Below are 21,911 nucleotides of genomic sequence, written 5' to 3' on the forward strand. Positions count from 1 at the left end.
TACCTACCTATAATTCAATGGGGTCTTGGATATTTAATAAAATTGTTTTGTCTGCTATTGCTGTACCAATAAGTACACAATAACCTTTATTTAAAGGTGTTTGAGTCAATGCACCCTCTACCCCTAAATAAACTCTATCTAAATTAAAGTTAAAAGATTGGTCTGTTAGTTCACCCTGTCTTTTAATTTTTATAGGATTATTTTGCATAGCTCCAGTTACTGCTATACCTGCAATAAAGAATATATTGTCACTGTCTGAACTATCGAGTTGATAAGCCTTACCTGTTTTTACATAGACTACTTTTAAAGCTGAAATAGTTTGCCCTGCATTCACTGTCAACAGATCGGTATCACCATCCTTACCTGCTGCCCCTCTAATACCAGCCATGACAATGTGTGGTTGTTTTGTGATTGTATTATTAACCACGATTTGAGAGGTATTATCCGCATCAATTACTTTCATCGCGTGACCTCTGGTTCAATAGTTACGCTACTTGGACTAACTACTGATAACACTTCACCTGAAGGAGCAATAGCTTCTATATCATAGATAGCATTACGCCAACAAAACGTTGCTGTTACTTCCGCAGGAATTTGTAAGATAATTACATGGTTTTGAGCATCTACAATAACCTGATCCCATTGATAAAATATTTCTTTACTGTTGATATGGGGTCTAATGCTTGCTCTTGCTGTAAATCCTGTTAAGTCATAAGGTTTATAGTAAGAAATCATGCCATTTCCTAAATAAGGACGTTTGCAACAGACTGTCATTTGGTTGATTTCAATAATATCTTTATCTATAACCATAGCTATTACAGGGCATTCTGTATTTAACTCAAAAGGATTTTTGACACAGCTAATAGTCACAGGCCAATTATCAGGAATACCATGATCTTTTACTAAGAGACGAACAGGTGCTTTACTAATAAGTTCTGAAATAGGTCTATAAACTATTTCGTTATCAGCTAGTTTAAATCCATAATTAAAGGTTTTACCTTGTTGTATGGTTATATCTATTGGTTGTGTCATAGCTATCCTCTTTTAAGGATAAAATTATGTCCCTTTATGGTCTTGTCAAGATTTTTTGTTATTATTGTCTGCAAAAGCATTACTATAATTGATTGCATAGAACTCATTGCCTAAAAAATACAGTCCTCCCCCTGCGGTATAAGGACTGTCTATAATTTTATGAAAAGTTTTAGCTGAGTCTTTAGAAATATAAACTTTGCCACTTTTTCCCTGCGTTCCCACTCTGTAGATAATCCCTGCTGGAATAATCTCTTTACCGTTCTTATCGGTTACTTTTTTCTGGTAGCAGGTAGCCACAATATCACCATCTGCTTTAGGTGTCCTTTTGAGGACTTCAAAGGTCTGTGTTTCAATATCAAATTTAACCAGTAGATTTTCTTCATGCTTGGGGTAAGACCTAAAACAAAATAATACTTCAGTATCACTAATGACCGTGCCATACTTTCTACCCCATGTTATAGGAAAAATATCTGCATAAAGCCATAAATATTTATGGTGACGATAGGTAGTATCATTTTCTGAAATTAAGTTTGCCCCAAACTTTAATTTTGCAGTATCAAATTTATATATTTTTCCATCAATATAGAGATGGAAGAAGGTTTCCAAATTGGTATCAGGATCATTCATATCTTCTATAGAACTTTCCCCTGCATAGTTTGCCGCCGCTTCATCATATCTTTTGTGTCGAGTATTAGACACTAATACAATTTCTTTATCGCCAACTGTATCAGCCCAAAGGGTATGGTATATATTCCAGAATGCACCATCAGTACCACCAAACTTTTTACTCGTCTGTGAGTTACCAGAAGCATCATGTTCAATCACTTTGGTTTCTTCAAAGGCTAATGCCCCATCTTCACGTAGTTTAAAATAAACTCTTAACACTGCCGTTTGTGAGTCATAAACATTATAGGTTCCACCACCACTCGTACTTGTTCTTTCACTATAGTGACTACGAACACCTGATAGATAGATGGCGAATCCCTTACTTGTACCTACTATTAATGGCTGCCCTAGTAGATTAGGTAAATAGCCAAGCCATTTACCACCCTCTTTTGGTGGTACGCTTATCAATGATGCCGCATCACGCCATTTATCAGCATTTTCTTCATATTTTTCTAAATAAAAAAATGCTTCTTCTGAAGAGTGAGTTGGCGTTACCTGTAGTCTTATAGGTGTATATGAGCCATTTCTTGTATCCAGTACAAAAATAAACAACGCCGCTTGTCCATAACCAGCATAATAATCTTTATAGGTAATACTGGTCGATGTTTCTTTTAGTATCTCAGGGTTAGGATTTTCACAAAAACAAACACCGCCCATAATTCTAAGTGAGTTGTAAGCCATTGCATAGCTGCCACCTATTGCTATATAGGGTAATAACGCTCCGCCTCTTGGCTTTCTTTGAGCAATGGATATATCTAATTGTTTTAATGTATTTGAGTTTTCAAAAATTGTCATCGCTAAATTACCCAAGTAGCCATTGCCTTTTAGCTCTTTTCTTGCAATGCCTCTTTCAATAAAAAAATAACTCCAACACCTTGAGCGTTTTGCACCTTTGTAACCATCAGGCCAGCTATCAGCATCATTCCAGCCATCTAGTGAGCCTGTATTATTATCTTTATATCTGATATTTTCACTGACTGAAATAATAGATCGCTCTACTGCTGAAGCCCTATATTCAACATAGGGTTTTTCACTGCTTTCACTACCCAAAGAGTAATATAAATAACCTAATTTTTTAGGTTCTCTTTTGATTTTTATAGAACCTTCTTTTATTTTATTTTTTACATTGGGGTTAAACACATCACGCCCTGTATTTAGTTCTATTACATGGGTTTCTGCTTGTTGTTGTAACCACTGAACCTCGTTAAAGGTAGCCAGTATGCCAACTAAACATACATTGCTATCAATCACTTTGGTATTAATAAATTGTCCTGATTTTATGCTTTTCCCTATATAGCCTTTATAAAAATGATTCATGTACAGAGCATTACTATAATCTAATGTTTTAGCCCTGTTTTTAAAATAGGAAGCATATTTTTGACCACTGACTGAGGCGATAGATAACGAATGTAAGTATTTACTCATCTATCAGTTCCTCTGAATACACGAACTCTTTCCAAAATCCATTGGTGGTATCGTAGTAAATTTCATACGATTGGTGGGCTGCTGAACCAAAATAATTAATGCCCAACTCAGGGTATAGGCTTGGCAAATCAGGCTTGGTTAGCTCAGTTTTGTCTGACTTATTAATAAAAAATAGTTGTCTATCCCATGAGGTAGGATTTCTACCATTCCATAGCACATAACAGCTTTCTTCATTAACAGGTAATACTAAACTTCTACGAAAGCCCATATTTTTAACAGTAGCAATATAGCCACTGGTATTTTGTTTTATAGCCCATTCATTAGCAGGGTAGATAATATTTAAGTAATCAGTACTTTCAAAAGGTATCAACCCTTTAAAAATTTGTTGTCCTGCATAAGTAAATTGTTCATTGTCTTTTAAACCACCACTATTAAGCTTTTGGTTATCTAATAAGATACCATCGCCATTGTCTTTAAAAGTAAATAATGCCAGCTGCATACCTGTATCTGTAATAACTGCATTAAAATAACTTTGAGGATAATATTCATCAGGTAAGATATAGCGAATAACATTATTATTAACATCCTCTAAAGATAAGGTTTTATCTATTCGATTTGTTTTAAAGTATCCATATAAATTAGGGATACCACAAATAGAAGAGGTATTGAATCCTTTGCTATGTTTGGCGTGTACGATTGAGTTTTTATAAGCTCCAATAGTTATATCATTATCAGTAATCCAGTTAATTCTTGCTTTATATTTATCCGTTATCGTTCCTGCACCACCATAGTCAAAACACATAAAATGTAGATAATCGTCATGGATAACAAAAGTATAACTGTATGTACTATTATATTTTGGGTATGGTTCACCACTCACTACTGTATCATAGGGCGTATGAGCAAAATCTAAGATAATTCTTTCAACAATACCCATTTTGAGAATCGCACCGTTGAAAGGGTCTGTTAATAACAATAATAATAATTGATCATGTATCTTTTTTGAAAAAAATAACGATAATTCTACGGGTCTAATCATCAGATACGGTCTCCATTTGTGCCACAAGAATAGAGTTGGCATTGGAGGCAGCAGCAGCTATTTGTGCAAAAGACTCTGCTGCTCTAGCTACGGCTGGATTAAAGGAAGGATCAGGACGATAAGCATCTATTTTAAGTTTTTCGTAGGTATTACCAGCATCCAATTGAGCGGTGGCAGCCGTTAGTTTTAAACGCTCAAAACCCAGTTCATTATCATAGTAACTGCCTAATGCTCTGTAGTAAGCATTATAGATATTGGCTTTGGCTTCGGCTATTCTGGTTTGATAGTTAGGCATATCCATGAATAATTTATAGAAATCAGCCATTGCTTTTAATAGGGCAATTTTTAAATTAATCGCCTGTTCTACTGCAAATTTGAGTAAATCGAGTTTGACATTGATCTCATTGATCATGATTTCTTTATTGGCTACTGAAATAGTATCACTGGCATTTTCTTCTACTTGGGCAATGGCTGATACCATTGCACCCATAGGAAGAGTAAAGCCACGACTAGAGAATTCAGCATAGATTTGATTTTTCTCTATGTGAGCCGTTTTATAAGCATTATCCCTTGCCTGATTCCACACTGCCCTAAACACTTGTTCACTGTTGCCATACGGGTCTTCGCCTGAAATCACTTTGCATAGCCATTCTTCAGGTAATGTTCTTAGGCAGCATTTGAGCAATGGGAAGTATTTATCTATAAGCTTCTCTGCTTCAGTATCTAGCCATTTAATAAAATCATTATCTAACCCATCAGGAATAAGGTCATCTATAGATAAAGAAGGTGGTGGTATATAAGGTTTATTAAATTGATAAGATAGATTATGTCTGCTGACATTGCCCAAATAATCAGAAAATCGTATTCTGCTAGCTGTTTGTCTGGCTTGACTGATGCCTTCGCTAACAGTTTGCATGTTGCTATTTAATACTGTATCTACTGTAACAGCCATTTTAACTACCTTCTAATTCTACGCTGTGATAAGCCCACTTCAAATTCAAGGCTATCTATTTCTGCATACGTTATATCTTCTAATACTAAGTTCATGCGCCAATATCGCCCTGCCACACCTTTGGCCATAAAGGTTCTGCGCTGGCTTTGAGTATCCTCGAATCTGTAAACGTTGGTATGTTTGTCATCTACCACGACTTTTAAATACACATCACCATCACTACGAATACCAAGATAAGCAGATGAAACACGTTTGATATTAGGCATTCCCCAGTCTTTTGCGCCTATATCTAGTTCGGCATTGATTAGTTGTCCGTTATCGGTAATACCCGTTAGGCGATAGAGGCCATCTGACTTAATGCCATAGGTAACACCATTACAATTAGCGAAAGATGTAAAATCAAAGTTGTCATACAAAGATAATGCGAAATTAGCGACATTGACTGCATACTGGTAATTTTTAGTATCCTGTGGTGAAACTTGGCTAATTAATTTGATTTTTTCTTCAAACAGGAGTTGCAAAGTGGTAGCAAAATCAATTTGTTCATTAATATAAATTGATTCATTTCCATCAATGGTAAATACTAAAGCAACCTCTATGCTATCTTGTATTTCAATGGTTTCAGTAAATAATAGAACGGTTATGCTGTCGGTAGTTTGTTCGGTATTGATAACGATATATTCTTGTAAGTCTATGGTGTCGCCTGTCTCGTTACTACTGGTAAATGATCCCGTTGGTAGTGGTAATTGGTTTATAAACTCAGCATAGTATTTCCTATCCGACATGATCATATTACGAAGAGGAATAGGTGTTAAAGCTAGATCAGCTACACCACCATTAATAGCTAGCATAGGTAGCTGAACAAGAGCTGGCATCATGCCAAGAAAAACACCTATTTGTATTGGTGGTGAAGGATCACTGGTAAAGGGTTCTGTCTGGATAGGTATAGCTGATTCAAAACCACCATAAAATTCTTGAAAGAAATTACCCTTTAAATTAAGTGGATTAAAAAAGTAGTTACCTACATCTAACTCGCCTGTTAATGCTGGCATCACGCCATTAAGTAAATTACTATCAATATTGGAAAAGCCACCAGTCATTGTTATTTTTGCTATAGCGAGATTATTATCAATGCTGATAAATTCAGGATTATCAACAAAGTCATTAATCATATAGAGGGTAGATTCTGCAAAGATATTGCCCTTTATGGTGTTATTACTTTTATAGACTGTTTCAAACTCTCCGTCTATTTCAGCAAAGTAGCTTATCTCACCTGATAAAGCTCTGATCATAAAGCGTGGTCGGTACATTAGCTCTACATTGACAATCTGTTTTATAACACCTGATTCAATAATATAGCTATGCAAACTACCATCTAGCTCATTGACCTTAAATAGAAAGCCATGTGCTACATGGTAATAATTTCTTATGTCTTTACCATCAGATAAACCGCAAATAATACCTATAAAGTTCTGTGGCACATTAAAAGAGAATTGGCAATTATCAGCAAAACTGACTACACTAACTGCACCAGCGTTCCAGCCTGTCATCGGTTTAACAGATTCTTGTGAAGGTACTGCTGGTTTGCCAGGTATTGCTGGGTAGCATACGGTTTCTGGTCGATACTCGGACACAAAGCGTACTGTACCATTTTCAAAGACTATTTCTGTATGTAGCTTATATTCCACTCTACAAAAAGCAGGTCTACCAGCTTCAGCAGGTATTTCAGGAATATAAGAATAAATACCTGTTTTAATTAATTTGTTCATGCAGTCGTTGGGAAGTAATAACCACCTGACCCAATAGGGATAATTGCACCTGTTGTAATATCAGGGTTGGTAATAGTTAAGTCTGCGCCCATATCACTGACTGTTCCCTGTATTCTGACTTCGGTTGTCGCTACACCGTTAGTATCAGATTCTTTTACCAATCTATAAAACGTTGCACGCCCCGTATTGATGGCTGTTCCATTCCACTGTTGATTACTGCTTTTAATCACTCGCCCTAATGAGTCCACTTCAAATTGAAGCGGTGAACCATCAGATGCCCTAATCTCTACTAACATAGTGGCTGATCCAATAGAATCATCTGCGGTATCTGGTACATTACCTGCAAAGAGGCGTAATACAGTATTGTCGATAGCCTCTTTTAATGAGGATGTACTACCTATTTGCAGTGCTAATGCTTTTGAAATTTTAATCATAGTGTCACCTTATAAACTTGTACCTGATAAATAAGAAAGTCTGGTTTTAACCTTTAGTTCTTCTGAAACGGTTTTTGGCGTAGATAACCTTGCAATGGATAATAAAATGCCATTACTAGAGCCTTTAATGTCACTGGATACTAAGAAATAGCCATTGATCGTTTGTTCTTCAGCAAAGGTAAAGATGGCTGGATTACTGATATTTGAAAAGGTATTATTGCTATCAAATAATTTATTCCATAAAGGGCGGCTAGTTTCCTGATAGCTGATTACTTCTCCTATATTGGGAATATCAGCAGCTTTAGAAGCAGCAGTTGGCACATAGTTACCCTTAAAGATACCGCAATAAAAATTACTAATAGGTGGTGCATCACCAAAAGGAGAACGCATTAAGAAAGCAACACCTTCATTGGGGATCAGGTTATGTTCTTGCCATTGATCCACGATATTGCCTTGTTTGTCGTAGACTGTTGACTCCCATACAAAACCATCTAATACAATACGGTCTAACATGTGCATACCTCGCCATCTATTTCAATTTCCCAATAATCACCAATGGCAAGGTTATTATCAGCATGACTATTTTTATCTAATGAATTAACAATAAGTTGTCGTCCATTGTGTTCTAAGTACCCTGCCGCCCCTGCTTGTTTGACTTCAGGTGCATAAATACCTTTATTGGGCGTTGCTATTTCGCCACTCATACCAGCTACCACTTGCCCATAACGACAAAACCAAGCAGCCCTACCATCTGGCAATGGTGTATATGTGCCTTTGATAGCGTCTGTATCAGATACTTTGATTTGGTTTATTTGATCGTTTTCGAGGTTGGATATAAAGTAGGTCTTATCTGCTACTACATAAATACCATCTGCTACAGGTGCAATAATGCTAATAGGTGATGGGTATTGTAAGAATCCACGCTCTGCCCTAATTAAATGAGGCATAAAAGGAGCTGAGAAATACAGGTAGTTGTCGATACTACCAATAATCACGCCATGATAATTAGTAAGATTAGTAGCATAGGGAAATGGATACATATTGCCAGTAGCAAGGCGTTTAGTGTCTGATGTTATGCTGACAATGTGATAACTATTATCAGCAATACCTTGATAATATAATGTCTCTGAATTTTGTTCAGTGGCGTAAACATTACCCCTAGCGTTACTGTTAATTTGAATAGAGCTATTATCAGGTACATCCATAAAGTAAATATCTGCCCCTGATTCTTCGCCCTCTTCACCATTGCTAGTCACTGCTATCTTATAGCGTCCACCCTGTAAATTACCTTTACCAATAGATAAATTAACTTTAGGATTAGCAATTATCCATTGCTTAACTACTCGGTCTTTAATCCGATAAGATTGGTTGGCAATAATAAGATAAAGCTGCTCGTTAAATAACGTACCAGCTACAGTTCCATTCTCAGGTACATTGGTTAATGTTTCTGAAGTACCTGTTAATGTATCAAAACAAATTAGCTGATCACTATCGACAATGATTAAATCATTGCCAATGCTAAATAATGCTCTGATATTTTTTCCTGCTAATACTTTTTCAAAGCCAGTACGTAAACTAAGTAAATCACCAGCATCTAAATTAACAATGCTTCGTACAAAGCCATCTGGTAATCGTTCAATGGCTGTCACATTATTTGATCCTAACGACCAATTAATTACACGTTCCATATCCACTCCATAGCTATAGGTTGAATAGCTGAACGTCTACGTAAATTTTGGTCTTTAATTTGTTGGCATTTTTGTTCAAATAAAGCTAAGTTAGTAGCGGCTCGATTAGGATCAAATATGTCAGCATCAGCAACACTAAAGGCTGAATACTTAATGTAATGCAGTAATACACGATAATCTTCTTCATTAATATCGGGTATTATTTGGTTAATATCTTCTAAAGTTAGTCGTTTCAGTGGTTTTCTAATGACTCTTAACTGGATATTAACTGGATAATGGTATTTTTTAGTTAGGATCATTTCCCCTGCTTCACTGTTTAGTAGTAATGAGTAAGGTACAGGATCAGCCACATTAGCAGAAATAATACCAAGATTATCCCCTGTTTCTCTAACGATGGCCTGTTTGATCTCTAAAATACGTTGATCAAAGGGTAAAATATGCTGTTCTTTAGGTACATATATTTGTGTTAATGGACTGCTGGTGTCATAGAATGACATGGTTTTTTTTGCAAACTCATTAAGCGCATCAGTAAGATAGGTAATAAGCATAAAGTCGCTAGTGAAATAACTAGGTATTTTATCCTTCTCTTCTTCACGATAGATTTTAATGAGTTCACACACTAGCATTACTGCATAGCCTCTTGTTGAAAGGCAGTCCATGCTTTGGTGAGTTGTGATTGACTCACTTTAAAGCCAGCCTGTTTAATCACAGCCTCAAGATTAGGATAGCCAGCACTGTATTCATCTGGTTGTAATTTTTTAATAGCTTCTATAATCGAAGTAATTACCTGATCTTTAGCAGGTTTTTCTTCTTGTTTGACTTCTACCATGTTTCTGATAATACAGCCCATCAGTGCTGCTTTTTGCTGGAAGCGTGAGCTAATATCTGTTCCCTTGCCGCCTTTCTTTGCAACAAGTGCTGAATGCCCTGATTCCAAACAAATAACTACTTTTTCTTTACCCACTGGTGGTAATACAGTAATAGTTGCATAGCTCATTTTATTTATTCCTTATTAACGTTATTGATAGTCCAGTTGGATTTACCTACACCAACATGGTCAACGATTAAGATGGCTTTACCCTTATCTCCAGATAAAGCAGCATCAAGGGTTAGTTTGATTTGATTTAATACATGGGTTACTTTGCCTGTCACTAATAATGGCTTAACAGTTTCTGTATTAAGTGGCGTACCTGCTAGATAACAATCAGCCGTTTCATCATCACCAATCTTGATAGTGCCACTATCAAATGCTTCTTCTACAATAAAATACCCACCTGTAATAATGGTGTCGGGATGAAGAGCTAAAGCATAACGTTCCGTACGTACTGAAAAATCACTAGGGTATAATTCAATAACGGTGCTACCACTGTATTGATGACGTGAATGTTTAGTGATAAATGCCTTATCTGGCTTGTTACTTGGTTGTCTGTTCATTAGTCATCTCCTAGTATTGCACAATCAACAGTAAGCACACCAAAGTCTTCTACCGTGCCTGAGTAGCTAGAGGGGAATGTTGGTTTTAGGAAGCCAATAATACGACCATGTGCTACACCTATTTGGTTACCATAGTTAAATTTCTCAGTATCCCAAGTACCATCACCAATACGGGCAAAGGCTACCGCCTGACAACCAGCTAAACCTATACGCACACCGTTGACTTTACCATCTGCGCCCCATTTCTCACCTGCTGGAGCATGTAAAGTATTAAAGACTCGTTCGGTTTCGTGAATTACTGCACCATCATGGGTAACGATAGCACCCGTAAACCAAGGGTTATTTTTGCCACGTTCAGAGGCATTGATAATAGACTTCATAAAATCAGGGTCTTTTTTTAGTTCCCCAATAGCAGTAGCATCCATAAAGATGATGTAGTGCTTTTTACCACTGACAATTAATGGCTTGATATTGTGACGCTTAGCCATTGTAATCATGTCGGTAAGCATTTTATGGTTAGGCGTATCAGTTGCAGTTAGTACGTTATTCCCCGCTTTTACAAGTTTGCCACCTGACCAAACACGATAACGGTTTTCAGAAGGTGCTTTGACATCTTTAGCAAAGGCTAGTTGTTGGAAGGTAGGATCATTACGTTTAGAACCATCTAGGTTGTAGTCATAGCTAATGCCTAACAAGGTTAAAAATGCTAGTTGATCTACACGATCAGCTAACCATTCAGAGAGTTGTGGATTAGCTACTTTGGCAAATTGAATATTACCTCGCTGGTCATCCATACGACCTACGTTTTTAACCGCATGACTTAAACGATCTAGGGTAATCTCCTGATCATGGGCAGTCATTTCTTCTTCATTGCCCACTAATTGATTATCACCAGCTACCCCGTCTTTCATGAGAGGAGCTAATAATTGAAAGATAGCTTTTGCACCTTGCTTAGTTTGAGTAAGTTCAGTGACATAGGTAAATACAGCCTTTGCACCTTTACCTAAAAACTTAGGAAGTTCTGATTGTTTTTTAGCTTCATACCAGATGTCTTTACACCAAGCTATTTTTTGCTTGGATTGCTGTTCGGCAAAAGAGGTTTCCGCCATAATAAAATCTCCAATATTTAAATTTAGTTTCAATGTCTTTGATTTAACGTCCATTGACGAAGAAACGACCTTTAAATGCTGTCGGCGCATACCTGTTTTACGTCCAGCAGACGAAGAACACTATTCTTAGTGAGCGAGCTTAATTATTAAAGCGAAGGATATGGATAGAGGATAAGTTATAGACTATCGAATAGAAATAAATATAGTAAACTTCCTCTATCCATGCTAATTAAGTTATGTCCTTTTTATTAGTTGTCAAGTATTATCATATAATTTTTTGCTTATAAGAAAACACCACGTTTGAAGTTGGGTATACTTAAATTTACAAAAAAAGTAGCAATTATGTATTGCAAATATTAATTAAATACCTCATTCCTTAAAATTAAGTATAAAAATAGTTAAACTATAATAATGACTTTATAAAATATCCTTCCTAAAACTAACACATATAAAAAGCTTAGAGATAAAAAATATATTAGTATTCCCATAGTACAATACAAATAAGATTCACTAATAAACAAATTTATTACACCCATAATGATTAAACATAACAATAATCCTGATGCTATGAAAGCTTCGGTCATCAGGTTTTTAAAATGCCCTGTTTTTCTCATATTTGCAATTAACTTTCTATCCATTATTGCTGTCAAAATAGCTATCGAAGTAATTAAAAATCCGAGAAGCACGCTACTTAAATTAATTACAATATTATTAACTTCAAAAAGACGAGTTGGATTAATATTTAAACAAAACCAAATATAACTATGCACAACCAATAATGATATAAAGCTCTGTGTTGAGCAAAATATTCTTCTAAAGTTTTTTATCACCCGTTCCAAAATATTCATTTATGGATTCTCTACATTCGTTCATTGCTGAATCAATCACTTTATGAATGGTACCAGAAGGAGGATTTCCATTTGTTTCAATTTCTTGAATAGAGTAAACTCTATCAGCAATCAAGTCTATTGGATAAATAGCTCCATTCTCGTCAACTACAGCTTTTGCCTTAGTTGCCCCCATCTCAAAAAGCTCTCTAACTGCAAATTTTAAATTATCTTTTAGGGACTTATTGCTATTTCCCTTTCTTCCATCAATTCTCATTTCAACATACATACTATCTGCATCTGAACTATTAAGCATTTGTAGAGTTTGGGCAGAAAAATCATTACTTGGAATCATGTCTGGATTTGTTGGTTTTGGAACAGTAATTTCTATTCTTTTTAAAATAGAATTTCCGCTCAACAGTCGTTTAATTGCATCCGCTCTAATTACAGGTATAATTGACACATCCGTACCCCATTTCTCCTGTAGGAAAGTCTCTAATCTTTTAGTAGTACAAGCATTTCCATTTCTGCACCATCCTAAAATTTGATTTTCTGGATAATATACAAAGCAATTCTTTTCAATTAATCCATTTTCTCCTAGATCAAGGGGTTGCCCTTCATTCTTAGGTAACCCATATTCAAGATCTTGTTTTCTAAACTTTCTGAACTCTCCAGCAATTGAAACAGGCCTAGTTCTTTTTTTTACACCCCAAAGATCATATAAATAGTTAGATGTCGTCAAAGTTGAGTCTATTTGATCATCCATCATCATCTCAAAACCACTTTCCACTTCATTTATTTCAGCAGTTGGCATAATTGTAATCTGGAAAAAATCAATTGTATATTTTCGCTTCTGTAATGGATCAGACATAACCATTTCCTTTTGATAATTAATAACTATTTTATATAAGGTTAAAATAACTTATATACTAATAACCATCAATAAAAGAAGGCATATCGCCACCATTATTAGACTAAAGTATAATATTAAACTCACCTTTTACTATATCAGGACAAATGATTTAAATTCTGACCAATAGATTATTCAATTAAATAAGAAATAACTAAACTAGCCTTTCTATTATTAACTTTCAAAATCAAACCTCCCACCATTATCTCTAAATCTTTCATACTCTTCTTCTGACATATCAGCAGGATCAACAATTATATCTTTACCTGATGTGCCTTTTTTGGAGATTTGTGGTGTAGCTTTATTAGCACGTGCTAACTGCTCTTCAACTTGTTCCTTGGTTAAAGTTGGTTTTTTCTGTACTGGTTGAGTAGTTTGCCGATTGGTTAATATTTCTACTTTACTAACAGCATAATCTAAACTTTCCTTAAAAGTTTTAGTACCACTTTCAATAGTAGATTTAAAGAAGGCACTAAATACTTCAAAGGCATCAGGATCAAAATTAGCAGATTCATCATTTAGATAATCATACTTTTCCAAAAACTCATCAGCATATTTTTTATTTTCGGCTTGAGTAAGTTGTTCTTGTTCCTGCTGTTTGGCCTCTTCCCTTTCTTTGATAACCTTTTCAGCTATTTTTAATGCCTTTTCTTCAGTGAGTTTATCATGGTAAGTGTCTATTTGTTCTTGGATTTCCAGTGCTTTATCATCATCACCTATTGCCATTGCTTCATAGTAATCACGTCTTAGTTGCTTAATATTAAGTTCTGGTTCTTTAGGTGGTTCTGCTCGTTGTTTAGTTTGTGCAGAAGCAGCACCTTGTAAACGAGCAAGCTCTAATTCTAATTCACGGTACTTTTGACTAAGTTCATTCGCTTCATGTACTTTTTGTTGGAATCGCTGATAAGGTACAGTTTTAGAAGGTTGGCTTGTTGTTTCTTTGTTACCTTCTTGTTGTTCATCAGTTATTTCTTCTGTTGATTTATCTACTGTTTCTTTATTGGCCTCTGGTTTATCAGTTACTATTTCTTCATTGGTAACTTCATCAGCATCAGGATCATAAGGTAAATCATCGTTGATCGTATTTATTGCTTCATTTGACATAGTATTACTCTCTCTATTGTTAATCAATTTGTGGTGTTCTAATTCCCTGCGTCATTCCCACATCAGGATTGGCAGGGGTTAAGGGATTAGTGTTAGTTGGATTAGCTAATTCAGCATTAGGTAGTTGTTGAGTAGGTGTAGCTACAATAGGTGGTTGATCTTTATCTTGATAACCTGCTGATTTTAATAACTGGTCAGCAATAGGTGCTGTTTGTGGCGTAGCAGCTATAACATTAGCAGCCTGTACACCGCTATAGACTGATTCAATACCTTTATTGACTGAGTCAGCTTTGATTCTTTCGGCTTCGGCTTGTAGTTTTTCAATCTTGGCCATAATTTCTTGAGCCTTGGCCTCCTCTACTGGATCAGTTTGTGGTTCTTGCATTTTGGTGAGTGCATCTAGCATGTCTTGTTTATCGGTAATATTGCTGTATCTAATTAAAATACGGATAAATTCAGAGGTAACTACTTGTGGTACTTTATTAGCCAATTCTATTAGTTGGTTAAATTGGCTGTTATCAAAGGTAATTTGCATCGGTTGTTCACTGATCACTACATCATATTCACCAATGGTAAGATCATTTAAGATACGTCCATCTTCTAAAGGATAGTTAAGGTAGATTTCTTCAGATACTTGTTTACCATTAATATCCCTATTGGTAATTCTTCTAGTGCGTGGTAAATCGTAGAAGGTCTGAATAAGTTCAATAAAGAAGCGGCCTACCATATTACGAGTGCGAGCCAATGAGTCTAAAGCTAAAGCGAGTTGTTGTTGTGCTGCAAATTGGCGACTCTGTATAGCTACGCCACTAATCTCTTGGCCTTGCTGCCCTAGCATGGCTTCATTGATACCTGTTACATCATGGATTGCTACGGTTGCTCTATCCGTTAAGTTGGTAACACCTGAAGGAATAGGATTAGGTTGTAGTTTGAAGGGTACTTTGGATGGATCGGTATCATGCTTTAGAATTAAATTAAGTCCAATCGTAGAACCTACTTCACTTAATTTCTCATTGGACATATTAGCAAGGGTATTTTCCCAGCTAACAAAACCACTATTAGCCGTAGTATTAACAATATGCAGTGATTGACTAAGGGTTTTATTTAATAGTTTTTGTGGGTCTTTGGCATTATCTACTAAGCCAAGGGTAAGGCCACGCCTAAACATAGGAAAGTAGGGAATTATTGTAAAATGGTTGTAAGGTGAGATTTCATTGTATAAAACGGCATTGGAGGTAGTAGCCACTCTTCTTACTACCCTACGTTGCATTTTATGCAGAAAATAACCACTCGCTATTAAATGGTTTTTTTGTTCTTCTTTCAGTGCATGAGCGATACGAATATCACCAGTAGGAGTAATAAACACATCTACTTGTTCATTTACCCAATATTGACGATCAATAATTCTATAACGTTTTATGCCATCACTACATAATCTGGCACTGTTGGAATAACTACCTGCAAAACTATTACGTGTTTCTTCTTCATCTAGTCCATCACCAAAGTTGTTAGAGGGTTCTTGTGCCTCTAATAATGTTTTTAATTGTGATGGGTTAATATCGTAAGTACTAGCAATTTCATCTATGGTAAACCAACGAGTAACTATAACATCTTGCCAGTTATCAGGGTCATAGTCGTTAGCATCAGGATCAGGTATAACATCCAGTGGATCAAGTATATTTATTGAGATTTCACCAAGAATAGTATCATCGTAGCTAATACCTATATCATAGTAACCACGCTTCATTATTAAACCATCTGCAAAAAGCTCTGTTTCTTTCCAATGAAAATTAATATTGTCTGCTATTTGCATAGCTAGCTTTGATAAAGTAGCCGCTAGTTCGTCATTAGACATACCACCACGAGGACGATAGCTAATATCTGCTCGATTGGCGATCTGATAGCCAATGGCTGCATTAATCCTCGGTAGAATTTGGTTAATGGTTAAGGCAGGTTTCTTAAGGCGTTGCATGACTGCTACGGCAGCATCAGACCACTGCTTACCAAGATAGAAAGCTTCATTTTCTTTCGCTTCCTTACAATAATCACTGTGGCCTTTACGCATACCGTAGTTGTAGCGTTGCCAATTCATAGCGCATAGTTGACTATCATCCGTTTCTTTTATATCTAGCTCTTCATTTACTATCATTTTATGCAGCCATGTAATCTAAATCTGAGTTAGTAAGGTTTTTCTGCCAATCTGGTGTATAACTATCATCCGCTTGGATAGGTGCAGCAAAGGTTAAAGCTAGAGCATCACCATCATCAGGGGATTTACCTGTTTCTTTCTTGATTTTTTCTTTTGAATCTAGTTTGATTTGCCCATTGTGGGTAAAGGAGTAACTAGGTGCAGTTAAATCCATGTGCAAGCGATCAGTATCTGGAATAGAAGGTGTAATAGGATCAGCTATCCAATCTGCCATTTCTCCCCATATTTCAGCACGTTTATTGTAGTATTTGCGTGGATCACTAGGTTTAGCATTGAATACTACAGGCGTGACACGTTTACCATGCCCCCATAATACTAGTAAGTCATAAACACCAGCACCTAATCCACCCGTAATATCAATAAACATCATTCTAATACTAGGATCATTGCGTAATAGGTTGGCACAGATACTAGCTACTTCTGGCACAGATAGACCATTATATGATCCTTCTTTCCAAGCGATACGGCCTTGTCGATGGTAAATACTGGTATCATCATCACCATAGCGAGCCACATCTACACCTACCACATGCGCGCCTATCCTTTGAATGTGTGCTGCTACTTGCTTTCTAGCCTTGGTAACAGCAAAGGTACTTACTAATGGCTGGTGGCCTACTTTTTGGAAAGCGAGATCACAGGTAGCAGGATATTCTTGGTTAAATACGTCTTTACTGCCGTTAAAATCTGAGAATATTTTATTAGCTCGCCATGCCATCTGGTTAATATCAAGGCCATAGGTTTCCATATACTCAAGATCATATTCATTTAGCTCTAAATCTTTGGTTGGTTCTCTTCTGTATTCTTCTTGAATATACCAAGGTACAAAAATAGGAATATAATCAGACTTACCAGCGACCGCTAATTTCCAACGCTCATGGAAAAAGTTCATACCATTAGCAGTAGATTCCAAAAATATCTCTGTACCTTCCTTATCTGGTATTGATTGCCCAAGACCTGCCATAATATTGATACCAAAAGGCCAATAAGCCACTTCTGAGCCATGAAAAAATTGTGCAGTAAAAGAGCGTCCTGTTGTTTTATTTTTGGCTGTAGCTACACGATAGCTACTATTTAACTTTGAAAAGGATAATGTTTTAGCATTCCTAGCATTAATTTTTGGCTTAAATTCATCATGGCTGAGATCATAATAATTTTTAGCCATATTAAATAGGTTATCAGTAGCATCAAGATCATGAGTAAGAATAAAAGTTTTCTTATTGGTTTTGCTAGAGGTACGCTTATAAAATCTCGCACCAACATAAGTACTAATGCCTTGCTGTCTACCCTTTACACAAATTGCCCTAACCTTACCAGTTTCTTGTAATTGCTTTTCTACTGCATCATGTACTATCTTTTGTGCTTCATTCATATAGAAAGGTACTATTTCACCATCTTTATCAATGATCTTGAGATTATTAGCAAAATAATAAGCATCATCTGTCATCATGCGCTTAAAATAGCTATCAGCCATCTTAGATGCACAATTAGACATCTTTTGCCTCACTTGCTAACCGTGCTAATCGTTCTTCATAGGACTCGCCTTCTACTTCATCTGTTATATTGTAAGCTTGACGTTCTAAAGGGATTAGATTTTTAAGAGTAGTAGATAAATCTCTTAAGGTGCTGGCATGAGTAGGCAAAGCAACAGCTTTTAACATAGCACTGCGTCTAGCTATGGTTTGATCCTCTTCTGTTTCAGATAAGATAGCTGCTTCTATTTCATTTCGATTAGTAGCTGCTTCTTGGAGTTGCCCCATAAAAAGATTAACTAGCTCTCTACCTGTGCGAATATCATTGCGGTGGTGTTTAATTACTTGGATATTGGTTAATGCTGCTGCTTCGATATCCTCGCGCGTGGGGGTGGTGCTTTTTGGTGCTTTTTTTGGTGCTTTTTCTTCTTGTAATGTAAGTAAACCAACTTGTGTAAGATTATTGATTTCTTTGGAATGATCACGAAGCCAACCATACTTATTAGCACGTCTAACTATCACGCTATGATTAGGCATTTTATACTTTTCTGCTATAGCTCTTACAGATAATTGTCCTAATCTGTAGTCTTTTTCTATTGCTTGCCAGTTATATTTAGCCATAACGTATAATCACCTTTATCTCTCCAAGTTATTTCATCTAAAACAGTATCCAAATTATGTCCCTTTATAAGCTTGTCAAGTCGTTTTATACTTTTCAGGCAATAAAAACCCACTTAAGAAAGTGGGCTTATTAGCGATTTTTTGAGTGATTTAATTTTTTTATTACATAACTTCTTTTTAAATATTTCTTAATCTACGATTACCCATAATTTTACCTTTGATTAACTCTTTATATTTTTCATCCATTAATTTATCACATTCTTGTTTGCTCATAGCTTCCCACTGGTTTCTATCAATGATAAAACTGGTAATCTCATCTACATTAACAAACTCTAACCAGTAGTCCACTTGTATTTGTTGTGTTTTATTTTCTTCTGCTAGTTTTAATCCCTGCCAATAAGTAAAATTTTCAGAGAGAATTACCATTGCAATATCTTCATTGTATCTGGTTGAGAATATAAACACTTCAGCAAATAAATGCTTAATATCATCATAGGTTACAGAATTGAGATCAATTACTTCATCGTCCTCATAAGGACTATTTAAATTATTCCATACATGTTCAAAAGCATGAACAGCCGCATAATATTCTGGTGTTCTGTAAGGCTGGCCTACTACATAAGCTATATTGATTAGGTCAATAATATCGCCCATCGTTTTAGCTCTTAAATAATAAATATCGTAAGGTGGTAAATAGTTGCTTTGCATTTTTATTACCCTGCCCCTGATCAGTCGAGGCGCACTAAGTTGTTTAACTAAAGGATGAATTGCTAAAACCTATTTAAGTAATTTTTCTTCTAAATCTTTTTGAATAAGGATTTTTGCTCTATTATCTATAATGCGAAAACCATCAACAGGTTTATTAAGTGATAAAATACTATGCCTAATATCTGTACTAGTTATTAAACTTTTTAAGTTATCAGAAAATTGAATAACACACTCCTCCAATATAGATAGTATTAGATCAATATTTATATCTTTAATATTGGCAGTATAGTTATTAATGATTTTAGAATAAGTATCACTGATTAGAAAATGGTTTACAGTTTCTTCAATACTTTTATTAAATGATTCTGTAAGTTTTTCTTCACTGTATTTTAATTGACCATGTTCAAAATATAGAGCATCGGTATCCCTAAAGTTTTTAGCATTAGTTATACAGAATTTAGGAAGTACAACAGAATAAAAAACTCTTTCTATTTCTTTATTTGTTAAGTTCTTAGCGTCCTCTGCTTTTAGTTTACCCCATAGTCTACCTAACAAAGTCATTTTATTAGCTAATACTTTTTGTAAATCTATTGTAATTATATCTCTCATTTTAAGTTCCTTACCCCTGATCAGTCGAGGCGCACCATTTGATTTTATAATACGTCTTTTAGACGTACTAGTCAAACATTTTTTTAAATTATTTAAAATAAAAAAACTCACCAAAGTGAGTTTAATGAATTATGACGTTATCTTGATCACTAGAAGCTACAGATACTTTTTTATTCTTGTAGAATGATGTACTGTTAATTAATCTAAATATTTGTGCGCCTATAGAACGTAAACCATTTTCAGGAATATTATGTAAATCCCCCTTTCTGTAGAGTTCTAAATTAATCTCATATTCAGGGTATAACTTTTTAATTTCATTGATTGCTAATAGCTTTAGTTCATCACTAGAGTTTCTAGTTAAGGATACTCCATCAACACCACCGTATATTTCATTAAATGGTGATGGTTCATAATCCCTATAATCACCTGTTAATTCATCTGTATAATAAGCATTAAACTTGCCTATTACATTGTATACCTCTTCCTCAGTCGCACCATCAGTCCATTCAACATAGGTTCTATTACGGTCTTTTGATACTTTAAACTTAATGTCTTTAAAATGTTTTTTTAAATCGCTACGAATATTTTTATTAACTGCACCAGTACCATGACTATCGGTTAAAACTTCTAAATGAGTATATTCATCACTGGTAAGTATTCTTTGTTTTTCTAATATTCTAGTTTTTTTAGCTTCAGCTTCTTCTTTAGCATTAAATAGCTCAGACATTGTAGCGAGTAACTTTAACTCGTGATCTGTGGCTATTGCTTCATAAATCTTAAAAGAATAACCATTATTTAATTGATTATGATTAATTTGTGTACTTGATCCATCTTCATAGATAATATGGTAGTGGTTTAAATTATTTTCTTCTGTAATCTGTGTAATATATCCATATTTAAAACCATACAATGAAGAATCCCATACTTTAGTACCTACAACAATTGATTTTTCCATTTTACTATAACCTGCCCCTGACTAGCCGAGGCGCACTATTTATGCTAAATAATACGTCATTTAGACGTATTGTCAAGTATTTCTATTCAGCATTGTTTTTACGTGCTTCCGATTCACTGGTGATAGTGTTATATTCTGCTTTTAGCCTAAACAGTTCTAACATGGCAATATTCATTTCATTAGTACCACCTTCCCAACGTTGCCATTGTCTTAATAAGGCATAAACTAATTTACTTGCTTGTGTCTGTGTTAATCCTTTAGTTTCTCTTAATGCTTTTATTTCACTAGGTAAAGGAAATTTACTTTCGTCTATACGGTGTTGTGTTTCACTAATTATTGATTCTATAGTAACTTTTAACTGTAAAAGCTCCCAAGTTGCCAAGCTCATCTTACCTGTACCAGTTTCCCACTTCATCCATGTATTGAGAGAAATATATACTAAATCACTTGCTTGCTGTGAAGTAAGTCCTACTGACTCCCGAAAAGCTATAATCTCTTCAGGTGTTGGTGAGTATTTTTTATCTCTATTTCTATTCTGGTGATTCGCCATTTCATACTCGATTGATTTTTGATCTATAAATTCTTTGAGTTTCTGAATGACCTGCTGTTTAACTATTTCACGGCTCATTAATTTAACTTGTTCAGTAGAATCAATAATATCCTGAGTAAATAATTTAAAATACTTAACTAAAAAAGTAGTTATATCTTCACAGATACATAAACTTCTATTAGCTAAATCCTCTACTAACAAGTTAAGTAAATCATGCTTATTTGAAATGTTTAATGCTGTCATTCTCATATCCTTACCCCTGAAAATAGTCGAGGCGCACCACCAACTCTAGATATTACGTCATTCTGACGTACTGGTCAATAAATTTACAAATACCTTCTTACCCTTTTATTATACATATCAATAAAAACTCATAATATTATGTATTTAAAGTCATTATT

General features: G+C 35.3%; 23 protein-coding genes. All 23 read right to left on the reverse strand.

Annotated elements, in window-relative coordinates; translation table 11 throughout:
• Positions 1 to 7: 7 nt before the first annotated feature.
• The 23 genes from JHT90_RS11490 to JHT90_RS11600 all read right to left on the reverse strand — a co-directional run bounded on the left by JHT90_RS11490 (position 8) and on the right by JHT90_RS11600 (position 21,753).
• Positions 8 to 463, reverse strand: a complete 456-nt coding sequence (locus JHT90_RS11490; RefSeq protein ID WP_201091081.1) for a hypothetical protein — start codon at positions 461 to 463, stop codon at positions 8 to 10.
• Positions 460 to 1,032 (reverse strand): hypothetical protein, encoded by a 573-nt coding sequence (locus JHT90_RS11495; protein WP_201091083.1) that lies wholly within the window; start codon positions 1,030 to 1,032, stop codon positions 460 to 462. The genes JHT90_RS11490 and JHT90_RS11495 overlap by 4 nt, the downstream gene beginning before the upstream one ends.
• 45 nt (positions 1,033 to 1,077) lie before the next feature.
• Positions 1,078 to 3,123, reverse strand: a complete 2,046-nt coding sequence (locus JHT90_RS11500) for a hypothetical protein (protein ID WP_201091085.1) — start codon at positions 3,121 to 3,123, stop codon at positions 1,078 to 1,080.
• Positions 3,116 to 4,162 carry a hypothetical protein gene (locus tag JHT90_RS11505; protein ID WP_201091087.1) on the reverse strand — a complete coding sequence of 349 codons (1,047 nt, stop codon included), beginning with the start codon at positions 4,160 to 4,162 and terminating at the stop codon, positions 3,116 to 3,118. Before JHT90_RS11505 ends, JHT90_RS11500 begins: the two co-directional genes overlap by 8 nt.
• Positions 4,155 to 5,114 (reverse strand): hypothetical protein, encoded by a 960-nt coding sequence (locus JHT90_RS11510; protein WP_201091089.1) that lies wholly within the window; start codon positions 5,112 to 5,114, stop codon positions 4,155 to 4,157. The genes JHT90_RS11505 and JHT90_RS11510 overlap by 8 nt, the downstream gene beginning before the upstream one ends.
• A gap of 5 nt (positions 5,115 to 5,119) precedes the next feature.
• Positions 5,120 to 6,883 carry a hypothetical protein gene (locus JHT90_RS11515; RefSeq protein WP_201091090.1) on the reverse strand — a complete coding sequence of 588 codons (1,764 nt, stop codon included), beginning with the start codon at positions 6,881 to 6,883 and terminating at the stop codon, positions 5,120 to 5,122.
• The gene (locus JHT90_RS11520; protein WP_201091091.1) at positions 6,880 to 7,317 is read right to left on the reverse strand and encodes a hypothetical protein; all 438 of its coding nucleotides are present in this window, start codon (positions 7,315 to 7,317) and stop codon (positions 6,880 to 6,882) included. Before JHT90_RS11520 ends, JHT90_RS11515 begins: the two co-directional genes overlap by 4 nt.
• Positions 7,318 to 7,326: 9 nt before the next feature.
• Positions 7,327 to 7,830 (reverse strand): hypothetical protein, encoded by a 504-nt coding sequence (locus tag JHT90_RS11525; RefSeq protein WP_201091092.1) that lies wholly within the window; start codon positions 7,828 to 7,830, stop codon positions 7,327 to 7,329.
• Positions 7,824 to 9,005, reverse strand: coding sequence for a hypothetical protein (locus JHT90_RS11530; RefSeq protein WP_201091093.1), 1,182 nt, complete (start codon positions 9,003 to 9,005; stop codon positions 7,824 to 7,826). Before JHT90_RS11530 ends, JHT90_RS11525 begins: the two co-directional genes overlap by 7 nt.
• On the reverse strand, positions 8,993 to 9,631 hold the full coding sequence (locus tag JHT90_RS11535) for a hypothetical protein (protein WP_201091094.1): 639 nt from the start codon (positions 9,629 to 9,631) through the stop codon (positions 8,993 to 8,995). The genes JHT90_RS11530 and JHT90_RS11535 overlap by 13 nt, the downstream gene beginning before the upstream one ends.
• Positions 9,631 to 10,002: a hypothetical protein gene (locus tag JHT90_RS11540; protein WP_201091096.1), complete on the reverse strand. Its 372-nt coding sequence runs from the start codon at positions 10,000 to 10,002 to the stop codon at positions 9,631 to 9,633. Before JHT90_RS11540 ends, JHT90_RS11535 begins: the two co-directional genes overlap by 1 nt.
• A 5-nt stretch (positions 10,003 to 10,007) precedes the next feature.
• Entirely contained in the window at positions 10,008 to 10,439 is a 432-nt protein-coding gene (locus tag JHT90_RS11545) for a hypothetical protein (protein WP_201091098.1), read from the reverse strand.
• Positions 10,439 to 11,548, reverse strand: coding sequence for a phage capsid family protein (locus tag JHT90_RS11550; RefSeq protein WP_201091099.1), 1,110 nt, complete (start codon positions 11,546 to 11,548; stop codon positions 10,439 to 10,441). Before JHT90_RS11550 ends, JHT90_RS11545 begins: the two co-directional genes overlap by 1 nt.
• 398 nt (positions 11,549 to 11,946) lie before the next feature.
• The gene (locus JHT90_RS11555) at positions 11,947 to 12,396 is read right to left on the reverse strand and encodes a hypothetical protein (protein WP_201091100.1); all 450 of its coding nucleotides are present in this window, start codon (positions 12,394 to 12,396) and stop codon (positions 11,947 to 11,949) included.
• Positions 12,362 to 13,246 (reverse strand): DUF6731 family protein, encoded by an 885-nt coding sequence (locus JHT90_RS11560; RefSeq protein WP_201091101.1) that lies wholly within the window; start codon positions 13,244 to 13,246, stop codon positions 12,362 to 12,364. The genes JHT90_RS11555 and JHT90_RS11560 overlap by 35 nt, the downstream gene beginning before the upstream one ends.
• 213 nt (positions 13,247 to 13,459) lie before the next feature.
• Positions 13,460 to 14,389 (reverse strand): hypothetical protein, encoded by a 930-nt coding sequence (locus JHT90_RS11565; protein ID WP_201091102.1) that lies wholly within the window; start codon positions 14,387 to 14,389, stop codon positions 13,460 to 13,462.
• 19 nt (positions 14,390 to 14,408) lie between these two features.
• Positions 14,409 to 16,538, reverse strand: a complete 2,130-nt coding sequence (locus JHT90_RS11570; RefSeq protein WP_201091103.1) for a portal protein — start codon at positions 16,536 to 16,538, stop codon at positions 14,409 to 14,411.
• Position 16,539: 1 nt separating this feature from the next.
• Positions 16,540 to 18,090: a hypothetical protein gene (locus JHT90_RS11575; protein WP_236253935.1), complete on the reverse strand. Its 1,551-nt coding sequence runs from the start codon at positions 18,088 to 18,090 to the stop codon at positions 16,540 to 16,542.
• The gene (locus JHT90_RS11580; RefSeq protein ID WP_201091104.1) at positions 18,083 to 18,688 is read right to left on the reverse strand and encodes a hypothetical protein; all 606 of its coding nucleotides are present in this window, start codon (positions 18,686 to 18,688) and stop codon (positions 18,083 to 18,085) included. Before JHT90_RS11580 ends, JHT90_RS11575 begins: the two co-directional genes overlap by 8 nt.
• Before the next feature lie 177 nt (positions 18,689 to 18,865).
• Positions 18,866 to 19,396: a hypothetical protein gene (locus JHT90_RS11585; RefSeq protein ID WP_201091105.1), complete on the reverse strand. Its 531-nt coding sequence runs from the start codon at positions 19,394 to 19,396 to the stop codon at positions 18,866 to 18,868.
• 69 nt (positions 19,397 to 19,465) lie between these two features.
• On the reverse strand, positions 19,466 to 20,005 hold the full coding sequence (locus JHT90_RS11590) for a hypothetical protein (RefSeq protein ID WP_201091107.1): 540 nt from the start codon (positions 20,003 to 20,005) through the stop codon (positions 19,466 to 19,468).
• A 121-nt stretch (positions 20,006 to 20,126) separates the two neighbouring features.
• Positions 20,127 to 20,960 (reverse strand): LPD29 domain-containing protein, encoded by an 834-nt coding sequence (locus tag JHT90_RS11595; protein ID WP_201091108.1) that lies wholly within the window; start codon positions 20,958 to 20,960, stop codon positions 20,127 to 20,129.
• Positions 20,961 to 21,042: 82 nt separating this feature from the next.
• Positions 21,043 to 21,753, reverse strand: coding sequence for a hypothetical protein (locus tag JHT90_RS11600; RefSeq protein WP_201091110.1), 711 nt, complete (start codon positions 21,751 to 21,753; stop codon positions 21,043 to 21,045).
• Positions 21,754 to 21,911: the final 158 nt, after the last annotated feature.

Origin of the sequence: Entomomonas asaccharolytica (assembly GCF_016653615.1) — a bacterium.
Taxonomy (GTDB): domain Bacteria; phylum Pseudomonadota; class Gammaproteobacteria; order Pseudomonadales; family Pseudomonadaceae; genus Entomomonas; species Entomomonas asaccharolytica.

Excerpts from the sequence above, each read along its gene's own strand:
- JHT90_RS11490 (WP_201091081.1), bottom strand. The coding sequence starts at position 463 with ATGAAAGTAATTGATGCGGATAATACCTCTCAAATCGTGGTTAATAAT.
- JHT90_RS11495 (WP_201091083.1), bottom strand. The coding sequence starts at position 1,032 with ATGACACAACCAATAGATATAACCATACAACAAGGTAAAACCTTTAAT.
- JHT90_RS11500 (WP_201091085.1), bottom strand. The coding sequence starts at position 3,123 with ATGAGTAAATACTTACATTCGTTATCTATCGCCTCAGTCAGTGGTCAA.
- JHT90_RS11505 (WP_201091087.1), bottom strand. The coding sequence starts at position 4,162 with ATGATTAGACCCGTAGAATTATCGTTATTTTTTTCAAAAAAGATACAT.
- JHT90_RS11510 (WP_201091089.1), bottom strand. The coding sequence starts at position 5,114 with ATGGCTGTTACAGTAGATACAGTATTAAATAGCAACATGCAAACTGTT.
- JHT90_RS11515 (WP_201091090.1), bottom strand. The coding sequence starts at position 6,883 with ATGAACAAATTAATTAAAACAGGTATTTATTCTTATATTCCTGAAATA.
- JHT90_RS11520 (WP_201091091.1), bottom strand. The coding sequence starts at position 7,317 with ATGATTAAAATTTCAAAAGCATTAGCACTGCAAATAGGTAGTACATCC.
- JHT90_RS11525 (WP_201091092.1), bottom strand. The coding sequence starts at position 7,830 with ATGTTAGACCGTATTGTATTAGATGGTTTTGTATGGGAGTCAACAGTC.
- JHT90_RS11530 (WP_201091093.1), bottom strand. The coding sequence starts at position 9,005 with ATGGAACGTGTAATTAATTGGTCGTTAGGATCAAATAATGTGACAGCC.
- JHT90_RS11535 (WP_201091094.1), bottom strand. The coding sequence starts at position 9,631 with ATGCTAGTGTGTGAACTCATTAAAATCTATCGTGAAGAAGAGAAGGAT.
- JHT90_RS11540 (WP_201091096.1), bottom strand. The coding sequence starts at position 10,002 with ATGAGCTATGCAACTATTACTGTATTACCACCAGTGGGTAAAGAAAAA.
- JHT90_RS11545 (WP_201091098.1), bottom strand. The coding sequence starts at position 10,439 with ATGAACAGACAACCAAGTAACAAGCCAGATAAGGCATTTATCACTAAA.
- JHT90_RS11550 (WP_201091099.1), bottom strand. The coding sequence starts at position 11,548 with ATGGCGGAAACCTCTTTTGCCGAACAGCAATCCAAGCAAAAAATAGCT.
- JHT90_RS11555 (WP_201091100.1), bottom strand. The coding sequence starts at position 12,396 with ATGAATATTTTGGAACGGGTGATAAAAAACTTTAGAAGAATATTTTGC.
- JHT90_RS11560 (WP_201091101.1), bottom strand. The coding sequence starts at position 13,246 with ATGTCTGATCCATTACAGAAGCGAAAATATACAATTGATTTTTTCCAG.
- JHT90_RS11565 (WP_201091102.1), bottom strand. The coding sequence starts at position 14,389 with ATGTCAAATGAAGCAATAAATACGATCAACGATGATTTACCTTATGAT.
- JHT90_RS11570 (WP_201091103.1), bottom strand. The coding sequence starts at position 16,538 with ATGATAGTAAATGAAGAGCTAGATATAAAAGAAACGGATGATAGTCAA.
- JHT90_RS11575 (WP_236253935.1), bottom strand. The coding sequence starts at position 18,090 with ATGTCTAATTGTGCATCTAAGATGGCTGATAGCTATTTTAAGCGCATG.
- JHT90_RS11580 (WP_201091104.1), bottom strand. The coding sequence starts at position 18,688 with ATGGCTAAATATAACTGGCAAGCAATAGAAAAAGACTACAGATTAGGA.
- JHT90_RS11585 (WP_201091105.1), bottom strand. The coding sequence starts at position 19,396 with ATGCAAAGCAACTATTTACCACCTTACGATATTTATTATTTAAGAGCT.
- JHT90_RS11590 (WP_201091107.1), bottom strand. The coding sequence starts at position 20,005 with ATGAGAGATATAATTACAATAGATTTACAAAAAGTATTAGCTAATAAA.
- JHT90_RS11595 (WP_201091108.1), bottom strand. The coding sequence starts at position 20,960 with ATGGAAAAATCAATTGTTGTAGGTACTAAAGTATGGGATTCTTCATTG.
- JHT90_RS11600 (WP_201091110.1), bottom strand. The coding sequence starts at position 21,753 with ATGACAGCATTAAACATTTCAAATAAGCATGATTTACTTAACTTGTTA.